22 protein-coding genes are annotated in these 23,263 nt (G+C 42.6%); 9 read left to right on the forward strand and 13 right to left on the reverse strand.

Going from position 1 to position 23,263, the window contains the following annotated elements; genetic code table 11:
• Positions 1–6: 6 nt before the first annotated feature.
• Genes NSS92_RS12430 through NSS92_RS12440 form a run of 3 tightly spaced genes read right to left on the reverse strand, consistent with a single transcriptional unit; the run spans position 7 to position 5,136 of the window.
• Complete coding sequence (locus NSS92_RS12430) at positions 7–1,092, reverse strand: ABC transporter substrate-binding protein (RefSeq protein WP_267587750.1); 1,086 nt, start codon at positions 1,090–1,092, stop codon at positions 7–9.
• Positions 1,089–3,077, reverse strand: coding sequence for a hydantoinase B/oxoprolinase family protein (locus NSS92_RS12435; RefSeq protein WP_340868344.1), 1,989 nt, complete (start codon positions 3,075–3,077; stop codon positions 1,089–1,091). Before NSS92_RS12435 ends, NSS92_RS12430 begins: the two co-directional genes overlap by 4 nt.
• The gene (locus NSS92_RS12440; RefSeq protein WP_340868346.1) at positions 3,067–5,136 is read right to left on the reverse strand and encodes a hydantoinase/oxoprolinase family protein; all 2,070 of its coding nucleotides are present in this window, start codon (positions 5,134–5,136) and stop codon (positions 3,067–3,069) included. Before NSS92_RS12440 ends, NSS92_RS12435 begins: the two co-directional genes overlap by 11 nt.
• A 367-nt stretch (positions 5,137–5,503) precedes the next feature.
• On the opposite strand from NSS92_RS12440, the gene NSS92_RS12445 reads away from it, so the two are divergent.
• The 3 genes from NSS92_RS12445 (at position 5,504) to NSS92_RS12455 (ending at position 8,264) form a co-directional block, all read left to right on the forward strand.
• On the forward strand, positions 5,504–5,932 hold the full coding sequence (locus tag NSS92_RS12445) for a NucA/NucB deoxyribonuclease domain-containing protein (protein WP_048238125.1): 429 nt from the start codon (positions 5,504–5,506) through the stop codon (positions 5,930–5,932).
• Between the two features lie 127 nt (positions 5,933–6,059).
• The gene (locus NSS92_RS12450; RefSeq protein ID WP_340868347.1) at positions 6,060–7,757 is read left to right on the forward strand and encodes a methyl-accepting chemotaxis protein; all 1,698 of its coding nucleotides are present in this window, start codon (positions 6,060–6,062) and stop codon (positions 7,755–7,757) included.
• 120 nt (positions 7,758–7,877) lie between these two features.
• Entirely contained in the window at positions 7,878–8,264 is a 387-nt protein-coding gene (locus NSS92_RS12455; RefSeq protein WP_267587755.1) for a competence protein ComJ, read from the forward strand.
• 1 nt (position 8,265) lies between these two features.
• Here the strand turns inward: NSS92_RS12455 and NSS92_RS12460 are convergent, their stop codons facing one another.
• Positions 8,266–9,072, reverse strand: coding sequence for an aminoglycoside N(3)-acetyltransferase (locus NSS92_RS12460; protein WP_267587757.1), 807 nt, complete (start codon positions 9,070–9,072; stop codon positions 8,266–8,268).
• 28 nt (positions 9,073–9,100) lie between these two features.
• Positions 9,101–9,517 carry an Lrp/AsnC family transcriptional regulator gene (locus tag NSS92_RS12465; protein WP_048238129.1) on the reverse strand — a complete coding sequence of 139 codons (417 nt, stop codon included), beginning with the start codon at positions 9,515–9,517 and terminating at the stop codon, positions 9,101–9,103.
• A gap of 115 nt (positions 9,518–9,632) precedes the next feature.
• Here NSS92_RS12465 and NSS92_RS12470 point away from each other — a divergent pair, with 115 nt between their 5' ends.
• Positions 9,633–10,397, forward strand: a complete 765-nt coding sequence (locus tag NSS92_RS12470; RefSeq protein ID WP_340868349.1) for an MBL fold metallo-hydrolase — start codon at positions 9,633–9,635, stop codon at positions 10,395–10,397.
• A 40-nt stretch (positions 10,398–10,437) separates the two neighbouring features.
• Here the strand turns inward: NSS92_RS12470 and NSS92_RS12475 are convergent, their stop codons facing one another.
• Positions 10,438–10,767, reverse strand: a complete 330-nt coding sequence (locus tag NSS92_RS12475; protein WP_142946724.1) for a YckD family protein — start codon at positions 10,765–10,767, stop codon at positions 10,438–10,440.
• Between the two features lie 181 nt (positions 10,768–10,948).
• On the opposite strand from NSS92_RS12475, the gene NSS92_RS12480 reads away from it, so the two are divergent.
• The gene (locus tag NSS92_RS12480) at positions 10,949–11,821 is read left to right on the forward strand and encodes a transporter substrate-binding domain-containing protein (RefSeq protein WP_267587761.1); all 873 of its coding nucleotides are present in this window, start codon (positions 10,949–10,951) and stop codon (positions 11,819–11,821) included.
• A gap of 12 nt (positions 11,822–11,833) precedes the next feature.
• Positions 11,834–12,511 carry an amino acid ABC transporter permease gene (locus NSS92_RS12485; RefSeq protein ID WP_034283291.1) on the forward strand — a complete coding sequence of 226 codons (678 nt, stop codon included), beginning with the start codon at positions 11,834–11,836 and terminating at the stop codon, positions 12,509–12,511.
• A gap of 42 nt (positions 12,512–12,553) precedes the next feature.
• Here the strand turns inward: NSS92_RS12485 and NSS92_RS12490 are convergent, their stop codons facing one another.
• The 5 genes from NSS92_RS12490 to NSS92_RS12510 form a co-directional block, all read right to left on the reverse strand.
• The gene (locus NSS92_RS12490; protein ID WP_324290919.1) at positions 12,554–13,852 is read right to left on the reverse strand and encodes an arsenic transporter; all 1,299 of its coding nucleotides are present in this window, start codon (positions 13,850–13,852) and stop codon (positions 12,554–12,556) included.
• Positions 13,853–13,984: 132 nt separating this feature from the next.
• Positions 13,985–15,217, reverse strand: a complete 1,233-nt coding sequence (locus tag NSS92_RS12495; protein ID WP_251216849.1) for a PucR family transcriptional regulator — start codon at positions 15,215–15,217, stop codon at positions 13,985–13,987.
• Positions 15,218–15,342: 125 nt separating this feature from the next.
• Complete coding sequence (gene pruA / locus NSS92_RS12500) at positions 15,343–16,890, reverse strand: L-glutamate gamma-semialdehyde dehydrogenase (protein WP_340868356.1); 1,548 nt, start codon at positions 16,888–16,890, stop codon at positions 15,343–15,345.
• A 23-nt stretch (positions 16,891–16,913) separates the two neighbouring features.
• Positions 16,914–17,831: a proline dehydrogenase gene (locus tag NSS92_RS12505; protein WP_340868358.1), complete on the reverse strand. Its 918-nt coding sequence runs from the start codon at positions 17,829–17,831 to the stop codon at positions 16,914–16,916.
• A gap of 161 nt (positions 17,832–17,992) precedes the next feature.
• Complete coding sequence (locus tag NSS92_RS12510) at positions 17,993–18,763, reverse strand: nucleotidyltransferase domain-containing protein (RefSeq protein ID WP_340870013.1); 771 nt, start codon at positions 18,761–18,763, stop codon at positions 17,993–17,995.
• 92 nt (positions 18,764–18,855) lie between these two features.
• On the opposite strand from NSS92_RS12510, the gene NSS92_RS12515 reads away from it, so the two are divergent.
• The gene (locus NSS92_RS12515; protein ID WP_034283282.1) at positions 18,856–19,170 is read left to right on the forward strand and encodes a hypothetical protein; all 315 of its coding nucleotides are present in this window, start codon (positions 18,856–18,858) and stop codon (positions 19,168–19,170) included.
• Between the two features lie 35 nt (positions 19,171–19,205).
• Here NSS92_RS12515 and NSS92_RS12520 read toward each other — a convergent pair whose 3' ends face one another.
• Entirely contained in the window at positions 19,206–20,162 is a 957-nt protein-coding gene (locus tag NSS92_RS12520; protein ID WP_340868361.1) for an acetylxylan esterase, read from the reverse strand.
• Between the two features lie 211 nt (positions 20,163–20,373).
• Between NSS92_RS12520 and NSS92_RS12525 the strand changes: the two genes are divergently transcribed.
• Positions 20,374–21,159 (forward strand): carbon-nitrogen family hydrolase, encoded by a 786-nt coding sequence (locus NSS92_RS12525; RefSeq protein WP_340868363.1) that lies wholly within the window; start codon positions 20,374–20,376, stop codon positions 21,157–21,159.
• 141 nt (positions 21,160–21,300) lie between these two features.
• Here NSS92_RS12525 and NSS92_RS12530 read toward each other — a convergent pair whose 3' ends face one another.
• A complete protein-coding gene (locus NSS92_RS12530) occupies positions 21,301–22,206 on the reverse strand; it encodes a LysR family transcriptional regulator (RefSeq protein ID WP_340870016.1) in 906 nt (301 codons plus the stop codon).
• Between the two features lie 116 nt (positions 22,207–22,322).
• On the opposite strand from NSS92_RS12530, the gene NSS92_RS12535 reads away from it, so the two are divergent.
• The gene (locus NSS92_RS12535) at positions 22,323–23,096 is read left to right on the forward strand and encodes a class I SAM-dependent methyltransferase (RefSeq protein ID WP_163114406.1); all 774 of its coding nucleotides are present in this window, start codon (positions 22,323–22,325) and stop codon (positions 23,094–23,096) included.
• Positions 23,097–23,263 lie beyond the last annotated feature (167 nt).

Below are 23,263 nucleotides of genomic sequence, written 5' to 3' on the forward strand. Positions count from 1 at the left end.
GATCACCTATTTTCCTCCGCCTAATACTTCGTTCCATCGATTTGTCCAATTGCCAAGCTCAGAGGTCGCTGTTTCATAATCTACCCAAGTCAGCTTGCTGTAATAATTTTCTCCAACTTTCACTTTCCCCTTAATCTTGTCACCGTATTTCACATCAGAATTCGACATGCCATAATAAGATTTTTCCGAAAAAGCTTCCTGAGCTTCTTTTCCACTCAAGTAGTTTAATAGTTTGTATGCCGCTTCTTCGTGCTGATTTCCCTTCGTTAAAGCCCAGCTTGCAACAGCTGCAACAGCGCCTTCTTTCGGATATGAGAAACCAATATCCATTCCTTCTTCTTCAAGTGCAAATACTCGCCCGTCCCAATATGGAACAGCCGCGACGTCGCCACGTTCTAACAAGGTTTGAATCGATCCTGGGTTATCTGGAAAAGCAGCTACATGACCTTTTAATTGCGCGAGACTTTTAAATGCTTTATCAATATCCTTAGGATTTGATTCTGTCCCCCCTTGAGCATGAACAAGTGCAGAGAAAAATTGCAAACCGGCTGAATAAGTCGGAGATGAAATGGCTACCTTCCCTTTCAGCTGACTGCTCCATAGGTCAGTCCAACTGTTTGGTTCCTGCTTTACGAGGTCTTTTCTATAAGCAATTCCAAGCTGACCCATACTAAAGCCTGCTGCATATTGTTTTCCATCAACAGTGAGCTTCTTTTGGACAGAGCGGTAAAGTTTTTTGACGTTCGGTGCTTGATCTTCATCGATAGGCGCAAGAACGTTTGCTGCGATGCCTCTTTGAATCGTATCAGGCTGTAAAATAAGCAAGTCATATGGTGGATTTTTCCCATTTGACGCTTTTAATTTTGTAAACCATTCAGAATCCGCCCCAGAGACGGTTTGCACTTTAATTCCCGTATCTTTTTCGAACTTTTCAAGGATTGGTTTGATATTCTTTTCCCAATCGCCTCCATAAACACCAACAATCACGGTCTGCTGCTGTTTGCCTTGATCCTTTCCATTTCCACCACAAGCGGTCAGCAGTAAAACGATTGATAGGATGCCTGCAAAAATAGCGATTAATCTTCTTTTCATGATTCATTTCCCCCTTTTTGTCCATTCATTTGACGAAGTGCTTGAGTAATATCTTCCTTTGTTAACGGCTCATTTCTATGACTGAAATGTTGATGAACTGCATGTTTATAGTGCGTACGTTCATTAGCCGGATAGGAACGCAGCTGAACGGCTAGCTCACTGCTGGCTTCGTCCGTCCATACTTTCTCATAAGCTGTTCTTTGTTCTCCGAAATCCCACAACTCAGTAGATGCAGGATCATCAACCTTTTCACGCATCCTGCTCGTTTGCACTTCATCAATCTTCCATTCATTTTGGTCTAAATACACTTTCACACCATATTGCTGCAGCGCTCTTTCTTCACTTAATAGACCTGCTTCCACTTCCTGAAGGACTTTTTCTTTCTTTCTAGCTAATGGATTCCCCCAGCCGCCTCCACTTGGTGAAACCAATTGAACGATATCACCTTTTTCAAGGCGCAGAACATCTATTTTGGGCTGGTCTTGTTTCTCACCATTAGCTGTGATCAGCTTGACCTCACCAACCGCTCCTGCTCGGCCGCCCATTAACCCCCAAGGCTGAAACTTCATCCGTTCCATTCCTCGTGCTGTCACCATCGATTCAGGCTTCATCATTTCAAATTCCAAACCAATCGCATGTCCGCCTCGATTTTCACCAGCTCCACCTGTATTCGGCAGAATCTCATATCGATGAACATGAATATCAATATGCTGTTCCAAGCTCTCAATTGGGGTATTCTTCAAAAAGCCAGATGAATGATCAATACCGTCCACTCCATCAGTACCATTTTGAGCACCGCCGCCTCCGCCTAATGGCTCGACAACGGACATTTTCCTGCCTCCCGTTTGATCATCAGGTACAGAGAGAACCACAATGGCAGATTGACCTGCTCCTGCTGCCGGCACTGCTTCAGGTAACAGCTTACCAATGGCGCCTAACACGACATTGTACAGCCTCATCGTAATTGAATGCCTAATTCCGACAGAGGCAGGGTATTCTGGATGCACCAGCGTTCCTTTAGGAGAGATCACTTCAATTGGATACGTTATTCCACCATTGATCGGTATAAAAGGATCCTTACTAATGATGTAATTAATCAACCCTTGATAAAGAAAGGAATGCTTCTGACCATTGGTGACCAGGTTAAAGGCTGTTTTCACTTGCGGATCACACTCAGAAAAATCGAGCGTCAACCTTTTCCCTTTGATCGTTAGCTTGATTTTCAACCGAATAGGGACGTCCGAAATCATATCATCATCTAAATAATCAGCAAATTCACTCGTTCCATCCGGAATAGCTTCAATGACCTTTCCAGCACGATCCTCTGCTTGCTTCAGCAAGTCTATCATTCCTTGTTTCACTTCGTTTTTTCCAAATTTCTCAATCATTTCTTTTAACCGAATATCTGCTGTATTGACTGCAGCAATCATTGCATTGATATCACCATCATTTAAATGACTAGCGCGGCTGTTAGCTCTTAAAAAGGTACGTACGACCTTATTCTCTTTCCCGCCTTCATAAATTTTTACTGGCGGAATTCTTAATCCTTCTTGATGAACATCCGTCGCTGTCGGTGAAATACTCGAAGGCACAAGTCCGCCCACATCACTGACATGAACAAAAGACCAAGCATAGCTGACAATTTCACCATCTACAAAAATCGGCTTAATGATATGGACATCTGGCAGGTGAGTCGCCAAACCATCTGTCGTATAAGGATCATTTGTGATGATAATGTCTCCTGGCTGCATCGGCCCGCTTTCTTCAATCGCTTTTCTTAGACTCAGCCCTAAAAAGATCGTCACACCTACTGTCTTCGGATAAACAAAGAAATCTCCAGAAGGTGTGGCTAATGCTGTCGCAAAGTCAGCAGATTCTTTGACGAAGGTCGTAAATGACGTCCGTTCAATGACATGCCCCATACCCGATGCAATCGCATTAAAATAACTTCGCATCATCTCAAGCTTTGCTGGGTCAGTTCTCATGTAAAGCCGCCTCCTTTGAAATCACTAAGTTACCTGATGGATCAATGCTGCCTGTCCAGTTTGGCAAAATTAATGTTGTCGTATCATCCTGCTCAATAACGGCAGGTCCATTTACAATAGAACCTACTGACAGCGTATCCCGGTTATAAACCGATGCTTCGTATTTTTTTCCTTCTATAAAGATTCGTCTATATTCATATGGTTTCAAAGACTGACCGCTGCTTTCTTGAACAGGTGAGAAAGGCAGCGGAGGCGTCTCGCCTATGACTCGAACGCGTAAATGCGTAAATTCGATTTTTGCCTGATCATCCCTATGACCATATTGACGCTGATGCAATTTGTGAAAGGCTTCAATGAGTTGGTGGATATCTTGTTCCTGCTTTAGCCAATCAATCGATAATGGCAATTCAATCTCAAATGCCTGTCCTTGATAACGTGCGTCTGCTAATAATAGAATGGACGTCTGATTGATATGCTGAATGTTCTGCTGACTGACCCAATCAGTCGCTTTTCGCGACAGCATCTCATAATCTTGTTTTAGTTCGTTGATCGAATAGTCTTGTAAGCATATTTTCTTAGACAGCACCGCATCATGAATAAAATCAGCGGTCAGAGCACCTAGTGCACATAATGTGCCAGGACTTGGAGGAACAATCACATTTTTTGCATGGATTTCTCTCGCAAGGAAATTTGCTACAACCGGTCCTGCTCCGCCAAACGCCAGCAAACTAAAATCTCTAGGGTCAAACCCTTGCTGCTCCATCACATTGCTTAATTCTGTGTACATATTGGCTACGGCTACTTGAATCAGCTGGTCAGCCGCCTCTTCAACCGTTTTGTTGAGCTGATCAGCAATTGGCTGAAAGGCCTTTTTCGCCGCAGACAGTTGTAATTGTAAATGTCCTCCGGCAAAACGTTCTTGATTGAGATAACCGCATATGAGAAACGCATCGGTTAAAGCCGCTTTTTCTCCCTTTCCATACGAAGCTGGTCCCGGGTTTGAGCCAACTGATTCCGGTCCTGCTTTGAGAAGCCCTCCCTGATCAATCCATGCGACCGAACCTCCCCCTGCTCCTATTGAATACATCGCAACAGATGGAAGAATAATAGGGAAACCTGAAAGCTGATTCGATTGAGCCATTGTCGGCTGTCCATTTTGAATAATCGAGATATCTGCACTCGTTCCCCCGACATCAAAAGTGATCAGGTTAGATTCACTCGCTGATGCTGCAATTCTTGCCGCACCGATGACACCAGCTGCCGGGCCAGAAAAGAGAGTCTTAACAGGTGAGGCAGCTGCACTTTCTGCATCCATTAAACCACCATTTGACTGTGTAATGTATGGAGAAATTGGTACACCTTCTTCTTTCAAACGGCTTTTCAATGTTTGTAAATACTGTTTCACCTTTGGTTGAATATACAAATTAACCACAGACATCACTGTACGCTCGTATTCCCTCATTTGAGGCCATAATTCAGATGAGGTGAGGACTTCTAACTGCGGATAATGATAATTGATATAGGCTTTTGCCTGTAATTCATGAACTGGGTTTTGATAACTATGTAAAAAAGAAATGACGATACCTGCTAGCTTTTTAGACATAACATGCTGGACTGCATCATCTAATTGCTGCAGATGGAGAGGTTTTTTGATCGTACCATCGTGTATCAACCTTTCAGAGATTGGATATACATGCTTTCGTGGTATCAATGGTTCTGGCAAACGAGAATTGAAGTCATAAGGAATGGGTAGTCGTAAACGTTGAAGTGACAATATATCTTGAAAGCCTTCCGTCACAAAAAGGGCTAAATCTGCTCCTTTTCGCTGCAATAATGTATTAAGACCGATTGTCATACCGTGAACGAGGTATTGGATTTTGGATAAATCAACACCCCTTTTTTTTAGAAGATTTAGCCCATTGATAATTCCTTGAGCTGGGTCATCTGTCACTGTGGGCGTCTTAAGTTCAGTCAGCACCCCTGTTGCTTCATTTATCAGCGATAAATCAGTAAATGTGCCGCCTATGTCTATTCCGAGCCGATATGAGACATCCGCCATTTGTACTTCCTCCCTGCAATGTAATTAGAATCATATTTCGATAAATTACGACATTTTTTGATATTTGATTCCATATTATTAAAGCAGATCGGTCTAGTCAATTTTAATTTTTTAAAATTTCTGTGTGTTAAATTCTTGAAATTAGCTCAAAAAGCAGTGATAAAGCCATTTTGAATGAGCATATTCGTTTTATGATCCACAAAATTAAAATTTTTATGAATTTCTACAAAAATGAAAATCAAGAAATCGTGTAAAATCTGTTTTTTGAATTTTAAAAGACGTTTTTTCAAAACCAGGAGAAATTGGTAAGTAATTCTGCTATACTTCTGTTTACAAAATACGCAAACAAGAAAGAGAGCCAGCATCTATGAAACTTCTTAAAATCATTCTCTTGCTTTTATTAATTGTCATTGGTGTAGCAACAGGCTATATCAAGTTGGAGCAAGGGAAACAAGAGACAGCGAATTCATCTTATGACAAAACCATTCACTTTCCATCAGATCGCTATCCCGAAACAGCCAAGCACATAGAAGAAGCCATTGATGAAGGTCATTCGTCCATTTGCACAATTGACCGTAAACATAGTGATGAGCAGAGGGATCGATCATTACATGGCGTTCCAACAAAGCGCGGGTATGATCGGGACGAATGGCCAATGGCAATGTGTAAAGAAGGAGGCACAGGAGCTTCTGTCAAATATGTACGCCCTTCAGATAATAGAGGCGCAGGCTCATGGGTAAGTCATCAACTATCGGATGATCCTGACGGCACAAGAATTCAATTTATCATCGATTAACAGCCTTTCCCTTTTCTATATTAAAAAAATTTTCACATGACTGCATGCAGGTATTTTAAACACAATTTTCATGCCGATAATCCTTAAGGAGGGATATCCTACCTTATACCTAAAGGAGTCAAAAAGCATGAAGAAAAAGGGAAAACTGAGGCTTGGTGCCAAAATTCTGCTGATCTTTTTAAGTGTCCTCATCATCTTTTCCGCAGTTGTTGGTTATGTGGTGAATCGCGAAATGACAGAAAACATCAAGCAAATGGCAACTGAAAAAGCAAAAGGTGATTTAAAGCTAGGCTACGCCTACCTAAATGAAAAAGTGGCAGGCCCGTGGCAGATAAAAGAGGACAAGCTATACAAAGGAAATACTCAAATCAATGATCATGACAAATTGGTTGATCAATTAGCCGAATATACCGGTGATACCATCACGATTTTCCAAGGAAATACCCGTGTTGCCACGAATGTCTTATTAAACGGGAAACGAGCTGTAGGTACAGAAGTCTCTCCTGAAGTGAAGACCACTGTTTTAGATAAAGGAGAAAACTATTACGGCACAGCAAATGTTGCCGGGAAAGATTATCAAACGGCTTATATGCCGATCAAAAATGAAGCAGGCGAAACAATTGGTATTTTTTATACTGGCGCCAATCAAAGCATGATTTCACAAATGCTTCAGTCATTCTATATAAAATTTGTCATCGTCCTTTTGTTAAGTCTGATCGTTTCGGTCATCATTATTTCTATTTTCACTAAGCGGATTCAGGCACGTCTCAAGTATATGGCTTCTGCCATTAAGAGTGCAGGCGAAGGTAATTTAACCATCAATGTAACCGATACTGCCGGTGATGAATTGTCTGACCTGGCTGATCATTTCAATAAGATGCGTGAAAAACTAAATCAAACCATTCTAAATGTCATGAACACGTCTGAATTAGTGGCCACATCCTCTGAGCAGCTGTCAGCTAGCGCAGAAGAAACGAGTGCAGCATCAGAAAAAATCACCCACACGATCCAAGAAGTAGCACAATCATCAGAAGAACAATCAGCTCAAATGACAGCCAGTGAGCACACGATGATTCAAGTATCAAACGAGCTGGCAAACATCACTGAAAATGCAGGACAAATGGCTTCAAGAAGTCACTCCGCACAAGAAGTGGCCCAAAAAGGTGTACACAATATCGGTGAAGTTCATTCACAAATGACGTCTATTGCAAAATCAATTGAAGAAAACGGTATAGCGATTCAAGCGTTGGAAACACGTTCAGCTGAAATTGATCATATTTCCAAAGTCATTACAGATATCGCCAGCCAAACAAACCTGCTTGCTCTTAATGCAGCAATTGAAGCAGCACGGGCAGGTGAGCACGGAAAAGGGTTTGCTGTAGTCGCAGACGAAGTGAGAAAGCTCGCTGAAGAATCTCAAGCATCATCAAACATGATTTCCCATCTCATTTCTGAAATACAAAAAGAGATGACTCATTCGACGAATGCTATCAAACGAGTAAGAGAGGAAGCTGCCCAAGGGGCTGTCCTTATCTCTCATACAGAGGAATCATTTCATAATATCCAGCAGTCAATGAGAGAAATGGCAGATGGCATTAAGCATTTATCAACTGCATCTCAAAAAATCGCAGCTTATACAAACGATGCGAAACAGTCTTTTGCCTCTATTACAGAAGGCGTTAAACGAACGAGTGAACATTCACAGCAAGTAGCCGGTTTAACAGAAGAACAATTTGCTGCAATGGAAGAAGTAACAGCTTCATCAGAAGCGCTTGCCCATTTAGCAGGAGATTTAAAAGCAATGGTCTCGCAATTTCACATCTAGATCCCACAACAAATAGCGCAAGACGGCGACAATCGTCTTGCTGCCTAACATTCTCCTCAAGAATCACTCATTCAACCATTCACGTTCCAACAAAAATTCATAAATAAAGGAGTTTTTTATATGAATCACTTGAAACAAGCTTATTCCCTATCTATCTCCTACCACCAAATCACGGTATACACCGGAAGCGAAACACCACCTGTCATTGATTGGACAGATGAGGACATTCTTCAAGGATATGCAACTGGAGATCAAGGAGTTTCCTTTGAAGGGGTCAATAATGGAAAAGCGTCTATTGTTGTGACATTAAATAGCGATGAGCCCCAAGTCTCGGTTGATAGAGCCATAACAGTGCCCTTTACGCATACAAGTGATCAAGTTTATATCACAAGCGTCATGGCCCAAGTGCTGTCTTTCTCCATTCCAAAAGGAGACTATCAGCTTACCTGCTATACCTCACAGCAGCCTGATCAAGACGTTTATTATGTAAATTTCCAAACGGTGTAGATTACGACTGATCGTATAGATCAAGCCACTTTTCCGCATAGTCTACCGATTCTCTCATGGGCAATAAATATGAATTGGCAAGTCCGATTTGACTGTAATGATAGATGCCTCCTGATTGCAGAAAATCACGGCCAATCTGTTCAAATAGTTCTTCTCTTGTGATGATATCTTGGTACTCTTTCCATACCCTCCACCCATTTTCTAAAATAGGAGCTCCTCTTGTCATGAGGTCCTGCTGAGGGATTCGGTATTCAGCTAGATGAAAAGCTGTCATGCTCTCAAATGATGTACCAAGCAGCAGCACTTGAGCATGAAGATCATACATGCGGCCAAGAGGCGAATGCTCTCCTAATCCAAAGGAAAGCGCATGGTGTTTCAGAATTTCATGTTTTCTTTTCCCCCAGGCTGTGAATGAAAAATTGGGATGATTGCTTCTCGCCACACCTGGGTATTTCCAAAATGTTTCCGCCACCTTTCCCATTGCTGCTGGCGTCGTGTAAGCTGGATCAAATGCAGGCATTGTTTCTTTGATCGATTTCCACCATGAATAAGGAACAGGCGGATCGATCCAATCGGCGGGATCAGAAAGTTCTAATGTTTGTGCCGGCATAATGAGTGTCCCCTCATCTGTTAAGGTTTCCATCAATGCTTGTATGACGGCTACAGCGCCTCCGTTTACCCAGCCGATTGATGATAAAGATGAGTGAACACATAAAATCATGCCCTTTTTCACACCAAGTTGAACCAAGTCTGCTTTGATTCTTTCCTTTGTCATCGGTTCAGCTTGATTTTCGATTAATTTTTGCATCGTTCCTTTTCCTCCTGCGTCTCTTCTATTACTGATGAATGAGACGTTTAACCGCAATAGACAGTTTGTAATTTGCGTAATTTGTCAGCTCCGTTAAAAATTGATCAAGTTCATCATGACTGGAAAAATGTCCTTCAGCCATATAACAGCCCTCACCACTTATCTTGAACAAATTCTTGATTTCTTCCTTTTCATAAAGAAACGACAGAAGTGGTTCATGATGATGACTACGGGTATAGAGCTGCAAAAATGTTTGAATCGTCTTTTGTGTCCGCCAATCAATTGAAATGGTATACGCTTCAATCACGCCTTCCTCTTCTAGCTTTAACACCCGATTTGCAACAGCTTGACCAGTTAAATGAACTTTTTCACCTAGAGCTTTCATGGTTAATCGGCTGTTCTTTGATAGTTCTTTTAAAATATTCATATCTGTTTGGTCTAGCATTGGCTCACCTCTTTCAAAAATCAAGCCCTTCCGATGAAAGACTTTCATGATCCTCTGTCACATAGAACTCTTTTAATATACTGTAAACTTAATTAGAAAAAAAGGAGGCCTTTTTATGAAAATTACACTCATTCGCAATGCTACTTTATACCTTCACTATGGTCATTCAACTTTTTTAATCGATCCCTTTTTAGCAGCAAAAGGAACATATCCACCGTTCCCTCATACAGCCAATCAACATTTGAACAACCCTATTGTGGAGCTTCCTGTAAACATTGATTTAGACAGTCTGTTACACCCGGATGCAGTCTTACTCACTCATTTACATGTGGATCACTTTGACGATGAGGCAAAAAGGAAATTAGCTCAAGATCAACCAATTTATACTCAATCGGATAAGGATCGAAAAGAAGTTGAAGAAGCTGGATTTCATCATGTCACATGCATTGAAGATGAAATGGACATTTGCGGCGTTCATATTAAACGTACAGGCGGACAGCATGGGACAGGAGAAACGGCGAAGCGGATGGGGCAGGTGAGCGGTTTTGTTTTCTCTCATCCTGATGAACCTACCCTTTATATTGCAGGTGATACCATTTGGTGTGATGAACCGAAAGAGGTTGTGAATACACGCAAGCCAGACGTCATTGTGGTCAATAGCGGAGCTGCTCAATTTTTGGAAGGCGATCCGATTACAATGACCAAGGAAGAAATTTTAGACATTCACCGTTCTCAGCCAAAAGCTCAAATTGTCGCCTGTCATCTTGAAGCTGTGAATCATTGCTTGTTAACAAGAGCTGCTTTAGAAGCTTACATTCAAGAGCATCATGCAGATCAAGCCATTTTTGTCCCTCAAGATGGGGAAAGTCTCACCTTTTGATCAACAATAAAAAACCGGCATCTCGCTGCCGGTTTCATTATTATGGGCGATGGTGCTGTGGTTTTTTCAGTAATGGAACAAATCCGTTATTCTTTAAGTGATTGTAATGTTCATCCATTCGTTTCGTGATGTGTGTGCCTTGTTCCTTTGTTAACACGCCATACTGTACATATTTCTCAATGACTTCTTTTCGCTTAGAAAGAATTTGCTGCTCAAGGATTTCAATTTGTTTTTGTTGTTCTGCTGTTAATTTCACTTGATGTGTCACTGGGCGCTTTTCCATTTGAGGTGTTTCTCCATGAGCCGTTTCTATATGAAAACCAAATAACAGCATCATCGACAAGATGATCAAGCCACTCATTTTTTTCATCATTGCTGTTCCCTCCTTTATTCGTCTTTATTTTGCGCTCACTTTCCTTTTTTATACATTATTTCAAAACTCAAATTGCCTATAATATTCTTACATTTTCACTTTTCTTCTGAAAACGTTGTCCTAACAGAAAAAGCGTGCTATGTTTTGTTTTGTATAAAAAATAGAGGAGGATTCTTAAATGAGTCGTTTTTATCATAAAAAACCTATATGGATCATGCTTGTTGTATCTGCTTTCATACTTATCTTGTCTGCTTGCAGTCAATCAGGCTCATCTCAATCTGGAGACACAAAGTGGGATCAGATTAAAAAGAAGGGGAAAATCGTCGTTGCTACTTCAGGCACCCTTTATCCAACGTCTTATCATGATACTTCTAACGGCAAGGATCAATTAACTGGCTATGAAGTAGAAGTCGTCAAAGAAGCGTTTAAACGTCTTGATGTGAAAGTAGAATTTAAAGAAATGGGCTATGATGGGATGCTGAGCGCCATTAATTCTGGTCAAGTGGATGCCGCTGCAAATGATATCGACATCACAGATGACAGAAAAGACAAGTTTGCCTTTTCAACCCCTTATAAATATTCCTACGGAACGGCTATCGTACGGAAAGATGATTTATCTGGCATTAAAACTTTAAAAGATTTAAAAGGAAAGAAAGCAGCAGGTGCTGCCACGACGATTTATATGGATGTCGCTCGTAAGTACGGTGCAAAGGAAGTCATTTATGATAATGCAACAAACGAGCAATACTTAAAGGATGTTGCAAACGGCCGAACAGATGTCATTCTAAATGATTATTACTTGCAGACACTGGCTCTTGCTGCATTTCCTAAACTAAATATTACGATTCACCCTGACTTGAAATACATGCCGAATGAACAAGGTTTTGTCATGAAGAAGGACAACAAAGAGCTTCAAAAAGAATTGAATCGTGTATTAGGCGACATGAAAAAAGACGGAACAATGAAAAAGATTTCTGAGAAATTCTTTAATCATGCAGACGTCTCAAAGAAAATTGATGCTGATGTCGAAGATGTCGACATTTCCAAGTAAGGAGCCGCAATCGTGGGAGATATTCATTTAGAATATATATTTAATCCTGCACTGGCAAAGGCGTCATTTCCGTTTGTTATGAAAGGAATCTGGCTGACGCTGCTCATTTCCTTTGTGAGCATGTTTTTTGGTACTATTCTTGGCTTTTTTATCGCTCTTGCCAGGATGGCGAATTCATGGATTCTTCGGCTGCCTGCACGGCTGTATATCTCATTCATGCGAGGCGTGCCCATTCTGGTGATTTTGTTTATTCTCTATTTTGGATTCCCCTATATCGGCATTGAGTTCACAGCGGTCACTGCCGCCATTATTGGGTTCAGCTTTAATAGTGCTGCCTATATTGCAGAAATTAACCGGGCGGCCCTCTCCTCTGTTCCAAGTGGACAGGTGGAAGCTGCTAAATCATTAGGTCTCAGCTATTGGCAAACGATGCGTGGTGTCATTTTGCCTCAATCCGTCCGCATCGCCCTGCCGCCATTGACCAATGTCATGCTCGATTTAATCAAAGCTTCCTCACTGGCAGCAATGATTACTGTACCAGAGCTCTTCCAGCAAGCAAAAATTGTTGGCGGACGAGAATTCGATTATATGACCATGTATATTTTGGTCGCACTCATTTACTGGGGCATTTGCAGTGTCGTCTCATTGCTTCAGGACTTTTTAGAAAAACGCTATGCGAAATATCTGTAGCAAAAAAAAGAGCAGATCCATGAGATCTGCTCTTTTTTCTTTTTAATGAATGAGCCATAACCATACATATAACCCGAGTAAAGTGAGAATCAAGGTTGGGATGGTCAGGATGATTCCGGCTTTCATGTAAGCCCCCCAAGAGATATGGACGCCTTTTTTCTTTAAGACATGAAGCCACAGCAATGTCGCCAATGAGCCGATTGGGGTCATTTTCGGCCCAAGGTTGGAGCCGATGACATTGGCATAAATCAGTCCGTCTCTCATGACACCTGCTGTATCTGTATGTCCAATGGCAATCGCATCAATTAAAACGGTCGGCAGATTGTTCATTACAGAAGACAGCACTGCGGCAAGCACGCCCATAAACATCGTTCCTGCAAGCAAGCCATGTGATGCCCCTTGCTGGATCCATGCCGCCAATATTTCAGTAAGGCCAACATTTTTCAGTCCATATACGACGACATACATGCCGATCGAGAAAAACACAATGGACCACGGCGCTTCTTTGATCACTCGCTTTGTCGCCACTTGCGGACTTCTTCTCGCCAGCCACAAGAAAGCAAGGGCAATGCCGCCTACGATGATGGACACTGGAACACCGATCAGCTCCCCCGCAAAATAACCAACAAGCAGACAGCCGAGCACATACCAAGACAAGCGGAACATGCGAATATCTCGAATAGCTGATGCCGGTTCCTTCGCCTGTGACAGATCGTAGGTTTTGGGGATAAGCTTTCGGTAAAACACATACAGAACCAGCATGCTCGCTCCAAGCGACACAAGGTTTGGCACGAACATATTCGCTGTATATTCTAGAAAACCAATATGAAAATAGTCGGCTGATACGATATTGACTAGGTTACTAATGACAAATGGCAAGGAGGTTGTATCTGCAATAAAGCCGCTTGCCATCACAAAAGGAAGCACCATACGCTCATCCAGCTTCAACGCTCTCACCACAGATAAAACGATTGGGGTCAAAATCAGTGCCGCTCCATCGTTGGCAAAAAAAGCAGCCACAACAGCGCCGAGCAATGTTAAATAAATAAACATTCGGACACCGTTGCCTCTTGCGGCTTTTGCCATATGCAGTGCAGCCCATTCAAAAAAACCGATCTCATCTAAAATTAACGAAATGATAATAATGCCAATAAAGGCAAAGGTGGCATTCCATACAATTTGCGTGACTTCCCACACATCGCCCAGATGAACGACGCCAAAGGCAAGTGCAAGAATGGCACCTCCACATGCTGACCATCCTATGGTGACACGTCCTGGCTGCCAAATGACAAGGACGAGGGTCATGATGAAAATCAAAATGGCTAAGGTGACTGATCCCAAAGGTGGCCCCCCTTTCACTTTTCTCATAAAATCTTTATCTATCATACAACGAAATGCATCAGTTGTATGCCATTTTCACATTTCACATGAAAATCCGCAGGTGATCCCGTGCACCTGCGGATTCCATCATGATTATTGATCTTTTTTCATCAGCATCAATTCAATAAATAACTCACACCGCTGGCTAAAATGACTTAAGTCGATCGAGGTCATGTCAAAAATTTGTTTCATTCGATAGTTTAATGTATTTTGATGAATAAACAACTGCTCCGCAGCTGGCTTTAGCTTGCAGTTATTCAATAAGTAGACTTCCAGCGTTTTTAAAAACGAGGTTTGACTCTCGCGGTCTTTTTCCTTTAAACGTAACAAATCTGGATTGAAGTCGTTTTTCTTTTTTTGATGGCTGTAAATGGAATCTAAAAACCGGAAGACCCCCAGATTCTCGTAATCATATGGAATCAGTTCTTGTCCTCCGACAATTTTCACTGCCTTCACGACCTCTATCGCTTCAAATCGACTTGTACTCATTTTCATGACATCTCGATACTCTCTTCCCATCCCGATATACAAAGGGGAAGGATGTGCATGCGTTTTTGATTGCAGATGTGCAATGACATCAGCGGCAGTCGCTTTCGGTGAGTGCCGGTCTGACAGGCTTCCTAATATGACGACGATATCTGCTTGAACCGAATAGACGTGATTCACTTTATCCTCTAGCTGCAAATACGTTCGAATGACATCCTTCACATCTTCAGCCGTCTCACTTTTGTTATCGGCAGCGTGGACGACCATGACGGTAAATACGGCTGGCAGTGGAATGCTTAAGTTCTCGGCCTCCCATTTCAGCTCTTCTTCTGTATAAAAATGATCATCCATGACCTTTTTGAAAAACTCTTCAATCTTGCCTTCCTTTTTCTCAAGCTGTTTCTTATTCTTATAAATCACTTTTCCAACCTGAAAGGAAGCTTCGTGTAAAAATTGCAGCTCCTCCTGAGAGAGGGAGTCCTCAATGTCCTGCACCCAAATAAAGCCTACTACCTCTTGTTTATGCTTGGCACTCACAGCTACCCGCCGATTAAATCCGAGCTCGTCATGACCGCTCACATAAAAAGGCTTTGATTCCGCGAAAAGCCGCTCGATTACCCCTGTTCTCTTTAACCAATCGACCACAGATCCCGGACATTCCTTTGAGAAAATCGTTTGCTGATTGACTGGGTCAAACTGCTGAATGCTGTAAGAATTATAAGCAAGGAGCTGACACTCTGTGCTTTCTAAAATGACTGGTTTTTTTAAATAGCCGCTAATAAATGCAATTAATTTATCGACATCAAAAAATGTATGAAGCTTTTCTAATATCTCTTCCATCCCGATTGCTCCCTGATTAAGTGATACATTTATCATACTTCTTTCCAGTCAGATTTGTATAGAAACAAGTCGCAGGCAGGCAAAAAAAGCATGAACCCGTCAGTGCAGGTTCATGCTTTTCCATATTAAAACATTTCACTAATCGTTTTTGCCTGCATGTGCAGAGCTAGGTAATCTGGACCCCCTGCTTTTGAATCCGTTCCTGACATTTTGAAGCCGCCGAATGGGTGGTAACCAACGATGGCACCTGTGCAGTTACGGTTAAAGTAAAGGTTCCCCACATGGAACTCCTGCTTCGCACGATTGATGTGATCACGATTATTCGTAATGACAGCACCTGTTAAACCGTATTCTGTGTTGTTGGCTACCTCAAGTGCCTCATCAAAGCTAGAAACTTTCGAGAAAGCTAAGACTGGTCCAAAGATTTCTTCTTGCATTAAGCGGGAAGTAGGCTCAAGATCTGCAAAAATGGTCGGGTGGATGAAGTATCCTTCCGAATCATCACTCGTTCCGCCAGTGACTAAGCGGCCTTCCTGTTTGCCAACCTCGATATAATCCGTAATCTTGTCAAAGGACGCTTGATCAATGACAGGTCCCATGTAGACATCCGCAGAAAGTGGATTGGCCGTTGTGTTCGTTTCTGTGATTTCCTTCACTCGCTCAACCACTTGGTCATACAGCTTCTCGTGGACGACAGCCCGAGATCCAGCTGAACATTTCTGACCTGAAAACCCGAAGGCTGATGTGAAAATGGCATTAGCCGCTAATTCAACATCTGCATCCTCATCAACAACCACTGTATCCTTACCGCCCATTTCAGCAATGACACGTTTTAAATGCTGCTGTCCTGGCTGCACTTTTGCCGCGCGTTCAAAGATACGTGTCCCTACTTCTCTTGATCCAGTGAATGTAATCAGACTTGTTTTCGGATGATCTACTAAGTAATCCCCAACCTCTGCTCCGCTTCCTGGTACAAAGTTGACAACACCCTTTGGAAGACCGGCTTGCTCAAGCTCCTCCACAAAACGGGCTGCAATGACAGGCGTCGCACTCGCTGGTTTTAAAACAACTGTATTCCCAGTGACGATTGGCGCTACTGTTGTTCCTGCCATGATCGCAAACAAGAAGTTCCACGGCGGAATAACGAGCGTCACGCCAGTTGGTGTGTAAACATATTGATTGCGTTCCCCTTCGCGGCTGTTCACTGGTTTCCCTTTCGCCAGCTCCAGCATTTGCCGGGCGTAATACTCTAGGAAGTCAATCGCTTCTGCTGTATCTGCATCCGCTTCATTCCAAGGCTTACCTGCTTCTTTTACAAGAAGGGCTGAATACTCATGCTTTTTACGGCGAATGCTTGCCGCAGCTCGGAACAATACGCCAGCTCTTTCTTCTGGAGACGTGTAGCGCCATGTTTCGAATGCTTTCGCTGCTGCTTGAACCGCTTGCTCTGCCTCTTCCTTCCCGGCCTTCGATACGGTTCCAACCACTTCATCCTTTTTCGCTGGATTGATCGAAACAATGTTGTCTTTCGTTTCGATTCTTTCTCCATTAATCACGAGCGGATAGGTTTGACCAAGTGATTCTGTTACTTTAGCTAATGCTTGTTCAAACGCTTTGCGGTTTTCTTCCTGGCTAAAATCCGTGAATGGTTCATGCTTGTAAGGTGTTGTCATTTTTGTCACGCTCCCGTTTCAAATTATTTTCTCGTCATCCCTTTTAAAGCAAAGGCAATGTTTGCCGGCCGTTCTGCAAGACGTCTCATGTAGTAGCCATACCACTCTCGTCCATACGGAGTATAGACCCTCATTTGATAGCCTTCTTTCACAAGTGCCTGCTGCGTTTCTGATCTCATACCATACAGCATTTGAAATTCGAACTGACTTGTCTGTATATTGTGTTTTTTCACAATATTTTTCGTGAACTCAATCATTTGATCGTCATGTGTCGCAATAGCTGTATAGTTCCCTGAGAGCAATTGCTTTTCGATCAGCTTTTGATAATTCTGATCGACGTCTTTTTTGTTTGGATACGCCACTTCGGCAGATTCCTTATAGGCACCCTTTACAAGTCTTAAAAATGGCTGCAGCTCATTTAGGTCATCAAGATCCTTTTCTGTTCTGTACAGATACGCCTGCAAGACCGTACTGACATACTCATATTGAGATTTCATCTCTTTATAAATGTCCAGCGTTTTTTGACAGCGCTGTTCATCCTCCATATCGATTGTCACCATGATACGGTGCTTCTCTGCCGTATCTAAAATACGTTTCATATTGCGATACACAAGGTCATCGTCAATATCCAGGCCAAGTGATGTCATTTTAAGTGACACGTGGGAATTGAGTCCCGCCTCTGCAATCCGCTGAATGGTTTGAATACACTCAGTCGTCCGCTCATTTGCAATCTCTGCCTTTGTGACAAACTCACCAAGGTGATCAACTGTCACGGCCATTCCTTGTTCATTTAATCGTTTGATGACAGGGATGGCACTCTCAAAATCCTTCCCTCCGATGATTTTCTTAGATGCAACAGCACTTCCCCAATTACGAGCAATATGGTTCAAGAGACTGCTCTTTGACAAAAACAAGAAGAAATTTCTTGTGACCGACTCCATAAAGGGCACCTCCCACTCTTTGTAAGCTATGTCTTTATTGTAAAGCTCATAAGCTGTCCGCTACAATATTTGAAGATGACAAAAATTCTGACTTTTTTTGTGGTTTTATCACAATAAGAGATAAAAAAGAGCCTGCCGCGATCCGGCTGGCTCTTCCCTGCTTACGCCCACACCTCATCAAGGGTAGACTGCAGCAGCTCATTTAATTCTTGCATCAGGTTGTCTTTCGGCTGATTGTAGCTTTTCACCAATTCATCAAATCGCGCGAGCTCTTTGTCGATAAATGGATGGACATAAGCGAGGCGGTTCTCTACATCCATTTCTTCGCCGTCCATTTTACGTTTGAGCAGCTCATGGATTTCCGCTAAAAGCGGTCCTTCCTCCACTAGTTCCTCGAGCAGTTCATGAAAGTCCATCGGCGGAACCGTCCGGTAGCGTTCAATCCACTGACAGGCAAGCAGCGGACGAAGCACATAGAAATACTTCTTGATTCGCACCTGCTCTCCTCGTAAATGCCCGCTTTCATTCCGCTTCGCCATATTGAGGTAATGATGCATCAATGCTGCAGGATAAAACGCTCGATCCTTTAATTCTCTTAGCTGCTTTGCCAAAGAGAAGGATTCAGCATAGATGATGTCAGAAGACAGCCATTCCATGATGGACGGATTCGATTTATTGAATAAGCGAAGTGCCTTTCTAAGCTCCCAGCCGCTTATATCAAGCACATCATCAATCGGCCGTTCAATGACATCACGATGTTCTTCCATCGCCCAATACCATTCTTTTCGAGGAACATATAAAAAACGAACATCATAATCACTGTCAGTCGAGGGGAATCCCCATGCTCTGCTGCCTGATTCGACAGCGAGGCAAATCTTTACATCATACGTTTCTTCGATGATTTTCAGCTCTTCCTCGATTCTTTCTCTCATCATCCATCAACTCTTTCTATAGAATCCTGCATGACTTCTTCACGTTTTGGGAAAATACGAATAAGACATATATGAAAAAGGAGTTGGATCTCATGTCTATATCTCGCATCATGAAATGGATCACCGGGATTTTTGAAGCCTGTCTTGCCATCCCTGTCATTGGAGGACTATTTGTGATCAGCAATGGCTATACACCGCTCATGGTCATGCTTATTCTGCATATTATCACACTCGTCTTATCGAAGCGAGACCAAGGACCAGTGATTGGAAGCATCATTGGGATTATCACATCGTGCCTTGCCTGGATTCCGATACTTGGATTCATCCTGCATATCATCACAGCTCTTGCCCTTATTATCACAGCGTTAGTGCCTGATGAAAAAACGAGACAGAATACGAGTTATTAAAAAAGAGGCCCTCCTAGAGCGGCCTCTTTGATCTTTTATTTGAGTAAATGCTTTTGTAAGAAGGAGAGCTTCTCTGTTTGAAAAGCCGGGATAAACTCGTGTCCAAAATAGCGATATACTTTCAGGTCTTTATCTGTTTCTAAATGGTTGTATGCCGCAAACACAGTAGATGGCGGGGTTATTTTGTCAATCAGACCGATCGCCATCAATGTTGGCTGTTTCACCCATCCAGCTAAATTGATTAAATCAAAATAGCTTAATGTCTCAAATGCTTTTTCCTCCACTTCCGGATCACTGTTTCTTCGAAAGTATGAATTGATTTCTAAATAAGGCTGCTCCAATGCAACGTCCACTGCACGCTCAAAGTTTGATAAGTAAGGGTAATCTGCCACGACGACTTTCGGAATGTCTGAAAGGGCTGCAGCTGCAACCGCTAATGCGCCTCCCTGGCTCCCACCAATCACGCCGATCCGGTGTTCATCCACTTCCGGGAAGGACTGAATGACTTCGAGTGCACGAACCGCATCTAAATAAACACCGCGATAATAGTAGGTTTCCTTTGATAAAATGCCTTTTGTCATCCACCCCAAAGCGTGACCGCCTGGTGTCACCGCCTGATCTTCACTGCCGCCTTGACCGCGGACGAGCATACCAAATGTTGCATAGCCGTGCAGCGCCCAGTTGACGATGTCGTGAATGCCGCCGTCATAGCTGGCATTATAGCCATGAAAACGAACGAGCGCTGGATGAGAACCTGATTGATCTGGTACCGCGTACCAGCCTTCAATACGAGAATGATCAAAGCTTTGATACGTCAGGCGGTACACCTTGACGCCTTTCACTGGATAGTCATAAGGTTCAAGTGTTGGCTCTGCCTCCACTTGGCGCAGTTCTTCGAGCGATTTCTTCCAAAAGTCTGAGAAATCAGGACGTGCTGTTTTCTTTGGTTTATATTTTTTTAGCTCTTCTAGTGATAAATCGAACAATTGCATATCATACTATTCCCCTTTGTTTTATTAGTTATGAGTATCATACCACTCATTTCTTGATTGAGAAAGTCATTTAACAAAACCTTCTGACATTTCTATTGGCAAAGATGATGGAAACCTTTATGATAAAGAAACTGGCCTTGAAGACTAGAATAAACCATGACATACATTCATGATTTTCACATGACATATAGCGAATAAAGGAGGAACCCATATGAAAATCGCCCTTGTCCAAATGGACGTACAAATTGGAGAACCTGAAGTGAATTTTAAAAAAGCAGAAGCGTTTTTAGAAGAAGCGGTCCGCGAGCAGCCTGATCTGATCATTTTGCCCGAAATGTGGAATACCGGCTACGCCCTTGAACAAGCCGATCAGCTTGCGGATGTAAACGGCGATCACACAAAACAGCTCTTCTCCTCCTTTGCCCGCAAGCATCAAGTGTATCTCATCGCAGGCAGTGTTTTAAATAAGAGGACAGAAGATGAAAACATCACCAATACAATGTATGTCTTTAACCGCCAAGGTGAGCTTTTGTTAGATTATGATAAAATTCATTTATTCCGCTTAATGGATGAGCATAACTATTTAACCGCTGGTGATCAGCTTGGTTTATTTGACTATGGTGAAGATGTAACGATTGGTGCGATGATCTGCTATGATCTCCGCTTCCCGCAGCTTTCCAGAACACTTGTGAACAAAGGAGCGAAGGTGCTCGTCAATACGGCGCAATGGCCGTCAGCAAGAGTGGACCATTGGCGCAGCCTGCTCATCGCAAGAGCGATTGAAAACCAGTCATTTATGATTGCTGTTAACAGAACGGGCACAAGCAGGGACACGGAATTCCCTGGACACTCTATGGTGATTGATCCACTCGGCCGCATACTGCTTGAAACAAGCGATGACGAAGACATTTATTATGCGGAAATTGATCTTCAGCTAGTGGATGAAGTCAGACAGCAAATTCCGGTTATGACGGATCAACGTCTGGATGTCTATTAGAAAGCAGGTTGCTCACAAATGTTACATTCGCTCCGCGTCGGTACTCGTCCTTCCTAGACTTCAAAGAATTTCTATCACGCTGAAAAAATAAGATAAAAAGCAGGGTGCTCCCTTGCTTTTTGCGTTTAATTAAACGTTTGTTTAAGCTTTCCCTTGATTCTGATAAAGGTCCATGAAGGCTTGAGCTGCTTTCGTTAAATACCTTTCTTCCACATATGCAAACACAAGTGTGCGGGTTGGGCATGAATCAATGTTTAAATAGGTGACTTGGTTCCTGTCCTCTTGTGCCACCATTTTCGGCACAACAGTCACACCTAGTTCGTTTTTGACCAATGCCTGTGCTGTTTGAATATGACTTGTTTCAAAAGCCACTTTTGGCTGAAAACCGTGATGACGGCACAGTTCCGTAACCACTTTCCGAAAACCGTATCCCTCTTTCAGCATAATAAATGGGATACCTTCAAGAAGTTGAAAGGGAACCATTTCTTTTTGCCCTGCTTGCTTGATGATCTCGTTTAATTCCTCTGATAACCAAGGCTGAGCAGCTTGCGGAACTGCAAGAAGGAGCGGCTCTGTCAGCATTTGTTTCGTTTTCAGTGATTCATGCTCGACAGGCATAGATAAAATAGCCAAATCCAGTTTTCCAGCCAATAGAAGTTTTTCGAGCTCACGAGGTGAATCTTCTATCAGTTGAACGTGAACATGAGGATACGTTTGACAAAAGGTTTTTAATAAGCCGGGCAAGACATATCCCCCTGTGACTGCTGGCGCTCCAATGTTCAGCTCTTTCCCGATTTCATAAGCTGCTTCTCCCATTTCACGCAGCAAATCATCTCTTTCCTTCAAAATATTCTCAGCCCTTTTAATGAATCGTCTCCCTTGAGGTGTGGGCGTTACTTGTCCATACTTTCGAATAAATAGCGGTGTGTCTAATTCCTCTTCCAGCTTCTTCATTTGCTGGCTTAAAGAAGGCTGGGCAATATGAAGTTGATCCGCTGCTTTTGTAAAACTTTGCTGCCGGTACACTTCAATGACATATTCCATCATTCGTATATCCACTTTCATCACCTCATAGGTTTTAACTATCCATGTCATATCTTTTATGTCTTAGACAAATAACAGAAGGAATTCTACGATAAAGAGACCACAAAGGGGGAAAAGAAATGAATCCATATGCTAAAGCCGAGAACCAATTCTCACAAAATGCCGAGAACTATCGAGATTCACCTATATTTGCAGCTGGAGAAGAGCTGGAATGGATGAAAACAACAGCAAATGCGAAGGGACATGAGCATTTACTTGATATTGGCTGTGCGGCAGGACATACCGTTTTTTCCTTTTCAGACGTTATCTCTAAAGGGGTCGGCATTGATGTCACAAAAAAAATGATCGAGGTTGCAGCAGCACTTGCGGAAGAACGCCACCTAGAACATATTACTTTTAAGCAGGCAGCCGCAGAAGCATTGCCCTTCTCTGATGAATCATTTGATTTAGTGACGTGCCGGTTTGCTGCTCACCACTTTCCAAACCTTCCGGCAGCCATATCGGAAATCAGTCGAGTCTTAAAGAAAGGCGGCAAATTTCTCCTCGTTGATCATTATGCACCCGAAAACCCTGCACAGGATTCATTTATTAATCATCTAAATAGACTGAGAGACCCTTCTCATGTGCGGGAAAGCTCGTTATCAGAATGGAAACAGCTCTTCGCTGACAACCATTTGACTAAAGAAGATATTCGTTACTGGGATCTGCATATTGATTATCAGGACTGGATTATACGTGGACGCACACCAGAGAATGTTCAAAAGGAGATCGTTTCCCACCTTCAAGCCGCAGACTCTGACACAAAGCAGCTGTTTCAGCTTCAATTCGATGCACAGCATCAGCCCATTTCCTTCTGTTTAAAAGCTGCACTGCTTCAAGGAATCAAGAATTAAACTGATAGAAAAAGTCTACCATCGTCGGTAGACTTTTTATTTCGAATATACATCTTCACTGTCTCACAGGTGGCTTTTATGTTCGTGACACGTCTCTCCTCACGACAAGGAGTGCTAGATCATGTTTCTATTATATGATAAATGAACGAAGATAGGTGAGGCATTTT

It is taken from the genome of Bacillus sp. FSL M8-0166 (assembly GCF_038008825.1).
In the GTDB taxonomy this organism is placed as follows: domain Bacteria; phylum Bacillota; class Bacilli; order Bacillales; family Bacillaceae; genus Bacillus; species Bacillus safensis.